Genomic DNA, 10,333 nt, shown 5'->3' on the forward strand with positions numbered 1-10,333 from the left:
TTGGCAAAAAAGAAGAAGCAAAAAGAATCTTGCAAGGCTTTATGAGGCATTATGTGGGGGATTTTAATGAAGATATAAGCTATATGCTTGAATAAGCTAGGTTTAAAAGCTCTTAGCTTGATGGCTTTTAAAGAGGTTTATGCCTTGAATTTAGCTAGTGTTTGTGGTTGAGATTTTTCAAATAGGCTCAATTAAACTTAAATCAAAGGGTTTTTAAGCTAAGTCCTATTAAAAACAAAGTGTTGTTTGTGAATTTCGCAGATATAATTTAGGGAAATTTTGCGTTATTTTTTACTTCGCCTTACGGCTAGTCCCTTTGCAAGAAGCCTTGATTTAGAGGCGAAAAGACGCTGGGTTTTGTCAAATTTCAGAGCAAAGTTTGTGCAAAATTTTCAAAGATCTTCGCATTTTGATAGCCAAAGAGTGTGAACAAATCTCTAAAATGAGCGGTGAAATCGAAGTTGATGAAAGTTATTTTTTACTTCGCCTTACGGCTCGTAACTGCGTAGTAGAAGGGGCAAAAAGGGTGCGTTGTAAGCGTGGGCGTGGGGCTGGTCGCAAAAGTTTTTACTTCGTTACCCCCTCTTGTCCCTTTGCAAGAAGGTATGCTAAAAAACTAGGCTTAACTTTATATGCAAGGGGTAAAACACTACTTGGCAAAAGAGTTGCTAGCTATTATAAGGGATTTTACAGATCTAGAAAATGCCACAATTTTAGGAAAGTTTCAAAGTCTAAGATGACTTGGTTGATTTTTGCTTCGTTTTGTCTTGCAACTTTGCAAGAAGGAGCAAAGGCACATTATATGGTAATGCAAATGAGTTTGCAAAGGGGCGAAACCACATTAACGAAATTGTGAACTTTTTTGCTTCGTGCTATATGTCGTGTAACTGCGTAGTAGAAGTTTGCGAAATTTCGTCTTGCCAAATTTAATGACTAAAAAGAAAATTTTGTCCTTCATTTAAAAGAAACAGAATTTAGATATAACACAAAAAATTTAAGGCAATATTCTCATCAAAATTTACTGAAATTGATAAGAGAAAATTCTGTTAAGTTTAATTGAGCCAACATTAATTAGGCTTAGGCTGTTAATTTAGAGTTTGAATTAGGCTTTGAATTTAAGGTGTAAATTTAAAGAATTTGACAGTTTGAATTTGAAACTAAAGAACTTGCAAAGTTAAACTTGAAGTTAAAGAACTTAAAGCTTGAACCTAAATGTAAATTTAAAGGCTAATTCAAAGTTGAACTTAAATTGTTTGGGATTGAAAGGTGTAAAGGGGCTTTGAATTTGAAAGCTTAGTTTAAAGAGATGAAAAACTTAAACTTGAATTTAAAGGCTTGATTTAAGCTTAATTTATCTACTTTTTTCAAGGTCTAAATCTCAGTTAGCGTTAAATTCTTTGCTTGGGCTTGAAGTTTTGTCTTGAAACTTGAATTTAAAGAAGTTTGAAAGGGCTTGAATTTGAAAACTTGAAAGCGACCGAAAGCCTTCATAAGCTTTTAGATTAAATTTAAAGAAGTTTTAAATGCTTAAATTTAATCCAAATTCAAAGCCCTTATTTTAAAATCTAAATTCACAAAGGACTCTTGTGAATTTATGTTTGAAAGCTCAATGTGAAATTGATAGTGATGGCTGGTATGATGGCAAAGTTTTTCTTAAATTCAGGCTTGGAGTGCTTAACTTTAAATTTACTTGAAAAGCCTTTAAAGATTTTTGTTCTTTTTTGTGAATTTAAATAGTTTAAATTTGAAAGAATTTAAATAATTGAAACTTGAAAAACTTTAAATCTAAAAAATTAAGGCTCTTTTTCAAAAAAGTATTAATCTTAGACAAAATACCATATTTGTCATTCTAAACGTGTGCTAAGCATCCACGAATTTATGGAGAAATGCCTTAAATTGATCGCTTCTTCGCCCATAGGCTAAGAGTGATAAATCAATACTTTTTTGAAAAAAGCCTTAATTCAAACTTTCAATAATTGAAATTTAAAAAATTTAAGCCCACAGTTTTAAGGTTTATTTAAATTTTAGCTAAGCGTTATTAAAACAAGAATTTAATTTTAAATTTAAGCTTTTAAGCAAAAATTTAGTCTTAATTTTAAAGCTGCTATTTAAAGGGCTAGGTTTAATCCTTACTCTTATGCCTTGCTTAATCCTTGATCTTATGCCTTTGTGCATAGCTTTCTATTTCATCTCTAAGAGCTTGGGGGAAGTGTTCTTTGTATATGGCTGGTATGGTAGGATTTAGCTTTTTATCAAGCGTATTTGTTTTATAAATTTTTTCCAACATTTCAGGGGTATAATAAAACGGTGCATTAGGATAGCCCTGAGGCGGAGTTAAGGCTGCTATCTTAGCAACCAAGAGAAATTCATCTAGCCAAAGATGTGCTGATATTTCATCTGTATCATTTGAAATAACTAAATCATAATACTTAAGCATAGCCTTATACATAAAGCCTCCTGTGTATTCATCAAATTTCTTTCTACTTTCAGGCGTGGAGTCCTTATCCCTTGGATCCTTAAGCCTTCCTTTATCCACATAGTTTGATAGGTTATTATAAACCCTGCCGTATTCGTCTAGGGCAGTGAGGTATTGATTAAAATCTATCACCCAATCCACCCCCATGATCTCATCTATATAAGGCAACATTCCAAATTTATCAGGCCTTATGCTCTTAGCTAGTTGTTCAACCTGAGCTTGTCTTATTTTATTTTCATGCACACCTACAAGTGCAAATCCTAAAACATTGTAGGCATACTCATAAATGCCCCCACGCAAATTTGGCTTATCTAAGGCACTACTTCCTCCTGTAAGTTGCATTTGAAGTATTAAACTTTGCACATATCTAGCATTAAAGCCGTGTAATTTGTTAGCTGCAAAATACTCAGCATCTCCTAAGATCCCAGCTGCTATTCCCCATTCTTGTATAAATAAGTCTGTTTTGAGGGTATTTTTATTCTCATCCACTAGCTCATAAAGCCTTTTAAAGTCTTTATTTATAAGTTTGCCATTCTCATCTACTCCTGCATAGGCTTCATAAGGTATATCTATAACAGCACTTCTTAAGCCACTTCTAATGACAAGATATTTATATCTTTCCCTCTTGGTCTTTAAGCTTTCATAATAAGCCTTTTCTTTTTTAGTCCAAGGAGCTATCTTGCCTCTTGGGGGATCATTTAGATATAAATCTTGCCAAGCCTTAAATTCAAGTAGCGTTGAGCTAGCTCCTGTTTTTAGGCTAGGATCTAAGTAGATGGGTTTGTAGGATTTATAAGGAGAAGTTCTTAAAATCTCATCTGCTTTAAAGGCGATATCTGTGTGTCTTTGATCGTACTTGCCCGATTTTTTGCTACCCTTGGAAAATAAAATTTCTCTTGTTTGTCTGTTGGCATTAAGCGTATAGCCCATTGGCAAAAGAATTTTATCTGGAAACCTTCTTGTGTCTATTTTCTTACTCATCCTATCCAAAGTCCATTTTCCATTATAATCACAGTTGCTAATCTTCCTATGAATTTATTATTTGCTTCATTTTCATCACATTCAGTTTCTTTTACATTATAATGGTTAATGTTTTCTGAGGTTTTAATATTTGAAGAGTCGTCATTGTCGTTATCACCCACCCCCTTATACATTAGCTTTAAATTATGCTGTGCTATACTATCCAAAGCCTTCATTAATCTCCTTGCCTTTTGTCTATCTTCTAAGCTCTCATTTATATGAGCGTTGATCTTGTTAGCGTATTCACAGATTATGCTTATGGCTTCGTTATAAAGTAGTATGGCTTCATTTCTAGTTTTTTCGCCTGATTTTTTATATTCTCTTTCTTTTTCCTCGTCTATGAGCTGATAAATTTTGGCATTTTGTAGCTCTATATTTGACACCTTAGCAAAAAATACTAGATCATCTACCATATCTTTACCTTGTTTTAAATCCTCTTTAAACAAAGTAGCTCTTTTTTCATCTAAGATCAAATAAGACAAGAGTCTTTGCAGGGCAAAGGTTTTAGCCTCTACTAAGTTTGTAACACAACTTAAGCTAGGATGATGGCTAAGTCCTCCTGTGCAAAGCAAGGAACCAAAGATAAATCTAGCCAAATCAAAGCTCATAAATCTTGAATTTACAAACATGGGATAGGTCATATACTCATCTTGCATTACGGCTAGGGGTGCGTTAAAATTGTAGGTGAATTTTTCATAGCTTATGCGGTCATATTCTGCCTTTAAGGCATCATAATGAGTAGGTAAAAGTCTGTCTATAAAGCTCTTAGTAGCGTCTTTAATGGCATCTAGGGCTGAATTTTTTAAAATTTGTTTAGAAAAGCCACTAAGATCCTTTATCCTTGCTTGTAGCAGATCTAGTTTTTTATATGAACTTGCTTTGTTTTGTATCAACTGCTTATCTTTCACAATATCCTCATAGCTATCTACAATCATAGTTAAAAGTCCTTGTTTGTGTAAATGCTTTTTTAATGTAGGTATTTTTAATTTTGGATTTTTATAAATAAAAAGATCATTTACAACCAAGCCAAGCTCTCCTAAAAAGCCTTCCTTAAAGCTAAGTATATTTTTGTTAAGCTGTGCTTTTAAGAAAAAATTTGCTAGTTTATCTAAAAATTCATCCAAGCTATCAAAAAAGGACATAAAAGGGAAAAAGTGTTTTATAAGCTCAAAAAAACTGAGATGAAAGGCTGTTTTTGCTAATCCTTCATCTGTGAGTATTTCATTTAAGGCTTCTTTGAATTTTTCCTGATCTTTGATCTCATTTAAGATCCTCTCATCATATAAATTTTTAAAAAATTCACAGTAGCTTAACCCCTCTTCGTTTATTTCCTCCTCAAAGATCAGCCTTGTTAATTCATCTAAATATAAAAACTTGTCTTTATTTGCATTAAGCTCTTTATTTAAGAAGACATAAATTTTATTTCCATCTTTATCAAGATAATAAGAATGCACATGCATCACAGTTAAAAGATCTATATGCGAAAGCTCTATGCTTTGGTAAAAATATATGCCCCTTTGGCTTGTAATTTTGTATTTGTTAGCCCCTTGAAATTCTTTGTTAAAGACATAAAGGCAAAGGGAGATAAAAAAGAGATTAAAGAGGGGGTATTCGTGTTCTTGTTTTGCTTCTTGTTTGCTTAAAGCGTTTAGATAGGATTGAAAGGCTTTAAAATAAGCCTTGGCTTGTTCTTTTTCTTTGAATGAAATTTCTTCTATTTCTTTTGGAAGCTTAAAGAATGAGTTTAAATAGGCTGTGTTATTTATTTCTTGCTCATATATGTGTAGGTTTGGAGGATTTAAAGCCTTATTTAGCTCTAAATAATAGCTTGTAGGCACAGTTACATTGTATTTTTTATAATTTTTGTATGCCCGATCTTGAAGCTTTACAAAGGGGCAAAGTTGTAAAATGTAAGGGCTTTCATCATCTACACTTCTTTTTATGGCATAGGAGCTGTAAGAGTTTTTACTTGGAAAGCCCTTATCTTTTAAGCTTAGTCTTTGTGCCTTTGTGGGAGGCTTGGGGCGGTATAAAATTTCAGCTTCTAACCTTTTATTATATAGCTCCTCACACAATTTAGCATTGTATAGGGTGGGAGGATTGGTAATGAAGAGATAATTTGTGCCCATCTTGGAGGCTTTGATCTTTTTTTGTGTTTTATTTGCTTCTTTGATTAACTCTACAATTAAGGCAGAGTTTAGATCTGGATATTCAGCATAAAATAAATGATTTAGGCTTTGTATGTTTCTTTGAACTAGCTTTTTTAAATTTGGGCTGTTTTTATCGCTGTATAATAAATCCTTGTTGAAATAAGCATTTTGATCCTGTTTTGTTTGTGTAAAAAAGGAATTAAAAAAGCCCACCGCACTTTCATCTAAGCTAATTTTATAAAGGCTGTTTCTACATAAACTATATGTTGGCAAATCACAGTAAGAAGAAAAATCAAGCAAGATTTTATCATCTATAATTAAAAGATCGGCTAAAAACTCTTCATTACAAAAGGCTAAAATAGGATATAACTTGCTTGTAATAAGTGCTAATAAAGGCACAGCCAGATCATAATAAAAGCTCTCATCCTTAGAGCTTTGATACTCAGTAATAGCCCTATAAGCTTCATATAAGACAGTATTAGCAAAAAAATACACCTTGCTTAAAGATGAGATTTTTTTAAGCTCAAATACACCATCAACAATGCCTACAAAGAATTTAAGCAAGGCTCTTAAAAGCTTTTTTGCCTCATCTTCATTTTGAGTTTTTTTAAGATTTTCTTTTATTGTATGTATGATGCTTTGTAAGCTTTGTTTGCTTAATGGCTTTATTTCTTCTTCGTAATATCTTGACTCTTGTATATTATCTACTAGTTTAAGCAAATCTTCTTCAAGCTTGGCTAAGAAATTATTGATTTTTTCTAACTGTTTAAGCCTTGCCTCCTTTAAGGCATAGCTTGTGGTGAATTTGCTGTTAGAATTTTTATTTCTAGCTCTTAGCTCTTTAAATAGCTGTAATTCTTGTAAAAACTCGGCTAATTTTGTTTTTAAAAAAGAATTTTTATAATGAGCTGTGAATTTTTTAACTTCTGTGATCTTATCCTTTGTTTCGTGTAAATTATCCTTGCTTGCGCCTTGTAAAAAATTTAATTCTATGTTTATGTTGGGGTCTAAATCTTTCTTTTTATTCAGTTCTTGTTTGATATGAGTGTATAGGGGATTTGTTTCGTTAATGAAGGCATTATAATCACTTTGTATAAGGATGATTTTTTCTTTGGCATTGGCAATAAGGGTGTGTATTTGAGAAAATAAGGACTCTTCTTTTATCATATTAAAATTTGTAATTTTCATTATTTGCCCTTTTCTTTAATATTCTTTTTATGAATTCAAAAGATGATTTTATTTGGCTTTTTTTCATATTGATCTTAGACAAAATACTATGTCATTGAGAGCGTGTGCCAAGAATCCACGAATTTATAGAAAAATGCTTTAAATTGACGGCCTCTTCGCCCATAAACTCAAAATGACAAAATTTTTGTGAAAAAGAGCCTTTTATTTTTTCACTAGATCAAAAATTTTTGATTTAAATTTAGCCTTAATTTATCGTTTAATTTTTACTCTTTTGCAAAAATGTATTAATCCTTGTCATATCAAGAGAAGTGTCTAAAACTCTCCCCTTGTCATACTAAGCATTGTGAAGTATCTTGGGCAAATAAAGCCTATTCGTTTGCCTTGCAAACTAGCAATTAAAAGAATGTGTCCTAAATCAACACCTTCTCAAAAAAGCCTTTAAATGCTAAGCACTTAGTTTTTTTATTCATAAAGCTTTGTTTTTATGAGATAATAATCCTTCTTAGGCTTACCCAAAATAAGCCCCCAGCCAAGCTTAGCTTGCCCCTTATCCCCTAAGATAAAGCGCATCTTAGAGCTTATATTAACTCTAAGATATAAATCCACACAAAACTCATCATTTGTTAAAAACACTATGCTTTCTTTAAGTTCCATAAATTTAGCTTCATTTGGCAGATACTCCAAGGCCTGTGTATAGCTAAGATCCTTTATATAAATAGCTATTTTGCTTTGATGAGAAAGAAAGCTTGTGCCTAAGATGAGATTTTTGCCTAGGATCTGATTTTTGACGCCAAGTGCGTTTTGCTGATTTTTTGAAATGCTGATCTTATGAGGGACATATTCTATAATGCTTAATTTTCCATTAAGATTAAAATTAGCTTGCAAGACCCTTTCTATATAAGCTTTTGGACGTCTTAGACTTAAAAGCAAGGGAGCAAATGGTAGGTACTGTTTAGCGATCTTTTTATCATTTATGCCAAGCATAGCAAATAAAATTTTAGAAATAGGATCGCTAAAATCAGGGCTAAAAGATCTTGAATAGCCCTTAATACTTATAATCTCATAAAAAAGCCATAAAATATAGTGGTTAAAAAAGTCAAAAAATAAGCTCCATCCCATACCCTCATCTTCTTTTCTTGAAAGCTTATCAAGCATATAGTTAGGAAGCTGAGAGCTACTTCCTTGTAAGCCCATAAAATTCACTATGATTTGAACCAAAAAGGACTTTTCATCTTCACTAAAGCATACCTTTTCTATGTCTTTATTTGGATGTTTGAGATCTTTATTAGTTCTTAAAAATATATCTTTTTTCTCATATGTTTTAAGCAGTTTTTTTAAAAGCTTATGAAAACTAAAAGCATTCATAAGCTTACTTTTTTACCGTGTTGTATAGGATACTCAAAGCTTTCCTCAGAGTCTAAGCAGTTGATTTTCAGCTCACAAAAAGAATTTATACTAGCAAAAGAAGCAAAAAAATGCGACAAAACAAGCCCTAGCTTATATACCTCTCCTATAGAATAAAAATTTGAATCCTTTATACTCATAATGCATCTTATGCCCTTTTTTGTAATATACTCATCAATGATATAAGTAGAATGAGCCCTTATATCCACAATGCTTTGTTTTAAAAGCTTACAAAGATCCTTGCTTTGCTTGTCATCCTCAAAGCTATAACTGTCTAAGACATTAAAAAAAGCATTTTTGCTTAACATAGTTTGATAAGAAAAAGAAAGTATAGAAACAAGTTTCCACAGCAAATGTCCATCTACTTGCACCTCTTTTAGAGCACTTGGAATTTTTATATTCTTAGTTGAAAGATCTTTAATGCCTTCTAGTTTGTTGATCTCGCCTATTTTAAGTAGGCTTGGAAGATTTTTATTACAAGCTAGGGTATCAATGCTTATGGTTTGGGCAAAATTATTTGTCCCAAAAAAAGAAATGAGCTTATAGCTTTGTCCTTGTGAATTTTTTTTGCTACTTAGGCTATAAAAATCGCTATTTTGCTTGGCTATAAATTCAAACCGTTCAAAATTATTATAATTTTTAAGCACCCTTAGACCTGTGTCGCTACTGTGAGCTTTTACTGATCTAACTTGGATGATCTCATAAGCATTTATATTTGATCTATCAATGAAGATAGGATAAGCATCCCTTTGTCCGTCATTTATAAAAGCTTCGGCACTTTTTGCAAAGATATTAATTGTAGGACTTACGCTTAGTGAAAATAAATCCTTTCTAATAATACAGTTTTTAGGAAAAGCTTTAATAAAGCTAAATTCTATGCCAAATCTAGCACCCCTTGCATTTTGCAAGGAATCAAGCCCCTCAATGCCAATAAAATTAAATTTCTCAGGCAAGAAAAAATACTCTCTTAACAAAGAAAAGGCCTCAAAGCCTAAATCATCATAAGAAAGCAAGCTTTCGTTTTTATTGAAGCCTATTTTTTTAATCTGTTGCAAATCAAGCTTAAAGCTTTGCCCACTTTCATAAAAAATAAGCCTCAGCTCTTTTAAATACAAATGAAGATACAAAAGCAAGGTGCTAGAAGCATACACATCATCGCCTAGATAAAGCAAGAGCCTTTTTAAATTCAGCATTGAAAGATCTAAGCCTTCTTTGATGGTGCTTAAATTTAGGGTCACTGTGTAAAGATTTTCCTTATTTGCAAGGAGTACTTCATCTATTTTCAAGGGGTAAAGTTCTAAATCATAAGACGTTTTAAATTCACATTCTACCCCATTAATAATTCTTGATTTGAGGCTTGTGTTTTTTGGGACAAGGGCCTTAGTTGCCTTTGAGCTTAAATTGAAATAAAACTCTTGCATGCACAAGGATGGAAGAGGATTGTTATAGTTTGGAGAGATTATATTGATTAAAGACTGTGCTATATGAGGGATGTTTTCATCAAGTTCTCTATGAAGTTTTGAGGTTAAAAGGGCTAGGTTTTCAATGATCCTTTCTATATCAGGATCCTTACTGTCAAGCGATAAAAAAGGAGCAAGCTTTGGAAATTTGGAAACAAATAACTCCCTTGTTTCATACAAATAAGCAAGTTCTTTTTGGTAATAATAAAGATCTTTTTTCATACAATTTCACAGTATCTATTATTTTTAAAGATAATTTGCATATTTAGGCTTTGAAAATTATCCCTTAACAACACAGATCCAAGCAAAAAGCTAAGCTGCCAAGGGCTTAAAGAATTATCATAGCTTAGAGCTGTGATTTGAATTCTTTTTTCGTATTTATTAATAAGCTTACAAATTTCTCTTGCCATTAGGGTGCAAAACTCACTTGAATTAAAGCTAAGATCAGCCAAATTTCCTATCCCCAAATCCCCCAAAAGCACACAGTCATCAAGATGAGAATTTAACAGGGTTCTTATATTATTTTTAATATCCTCAAACTCATTTTGATAAAAAGCAATGCCCTTTTCTTCATCATCAAGTCCATGCATAATCCTATCAAGCAAGGACATTTTATTCCTTATCTAGCTTGCCAA

Annotated in this window: 7 protein-coding genes and 1 pseudogene; 3 read left to right on the forward strand and 5 right to left on the reverse strand. The window is 32.2% G+C overall.

The window, feature by feature from the left end; genetic code table 11:
• Positions 1-279: 279 nt before the first annotated feature.
• The 3 genes and pseudogenes from DMC01_RS13770 to DMC01_RS15400 form a co-directional block, all read left to right on the forward strand.
• Positions 280-429 (forward strand): hypothetical protein, encoded by a 150-nt coding sequence (locus tag DMC01_RS13770; RefSeq protein WP_185908890.1) that lies wholly within the window; start codon positions 280-282, stop codon positions 427-429.
• A gap of 13 nt (positions 430-442) precedes the next feature.
• Positions 443-856, forward strand: a complete 414-nt coding sequence (locus DMC01_RS11120) for a hypothetical protein (RefSeq protein ID WP_142694281.1) — start codon at positions 443-445, stop codon at positions 854-856.
• Positions 814-1,060 (forward strand): annotated as a pseudogene (locus tag DMC01_RS15400) (hypothetical protein); the annotation flags it as partial. The gene DMC01_RS11120 and the pseudogene DMC01_RS15400, both read left to right, overlap by 43 nt.
• Before the next feature lie 1,086 nt (positions 1,061-2,146).
• Here the strand turns inward: DMC01_RS15400 and DMC01_RS11125 are convergent.
• The 5 genes from DMC01_RS11125 to DMC01_RS11145 form a co-directional block, all read right to left on the reverse strand.
• On the reverse strand, positions 2,147-3,457 hold the full coding sequence (locus DMC01_RS11125) for a hypothetical protein (protein ID WP_246059199.1): 1,311 nt from the start codon (positions 3,455-3,457) through the stop codon (positions 2,147-2,149).
• On the reverse strand, positions 3,454-6,834 hold the full coding sequence (locus tag DMC01_RS11130) for a hypothetical protein (RefSeq protein ID WP_142694282.1): 3,381 nt from the start codon (positions 6,832-6,834) through the stop codon (positions 3,454-3,456). Before DMC01_RS11130 ends, DMC01_RS11125 begins: the two co-directional genes overlap by 4 nt.
• A gap of 462 nt (positions 6,835-7,296) precedes the next feature.
• Positions 7,297-8,199, reverse strand: coding sequence for a type VI secretion system baseplate subunit TssG (tssG, locus tag DMC01_RS11135; protein WP_142694283.1), 903 nt, complete (start codon positions 8,197-8,199; stop codon positions 7,297-7,299).
• Complete coding sequence (tssF, locus tag DMC01_RS11140; RefSeq protein ID WP_142694284.1) at positions 8,196-9,920, reverse strand: type VI secretion system baseplate subunit TssF; 1,725 nt, start codon at positions 9,918-9,920, stop codon at positions 8,196-8,198. Before tssF ends, tssG begins: the two co-directional genes overlap by 4 nt.
• Positions 9,917-10,309: a GPW/gp25 family protein gene (locus tag DMC01_RS11145; RefSeq protein ID WP_142694285.1), complete on the reverse strand. Its 393-nt coding sequence runs from the start codon at positions 10,307-10,309 to the stop codon at positions 9,917-9,919. Before DMC01_RS11145 ends, tssF begins: the two co-directional genes overlap by 4 nt.
• Positions 10,310-10,333 lie beyond the last annotated feature (24 nt).

The organism is Campylobacter troglodytis, from assembly GCF_006864425.1.
In the GTDB taxonomy this organism is placed as follows: Bacteria; Campylobacterota; Campylobacteria; order Campylobacterales; family Campylobacteraceae; genus Campylobacter_D; species Campylobacter_D troglodytis.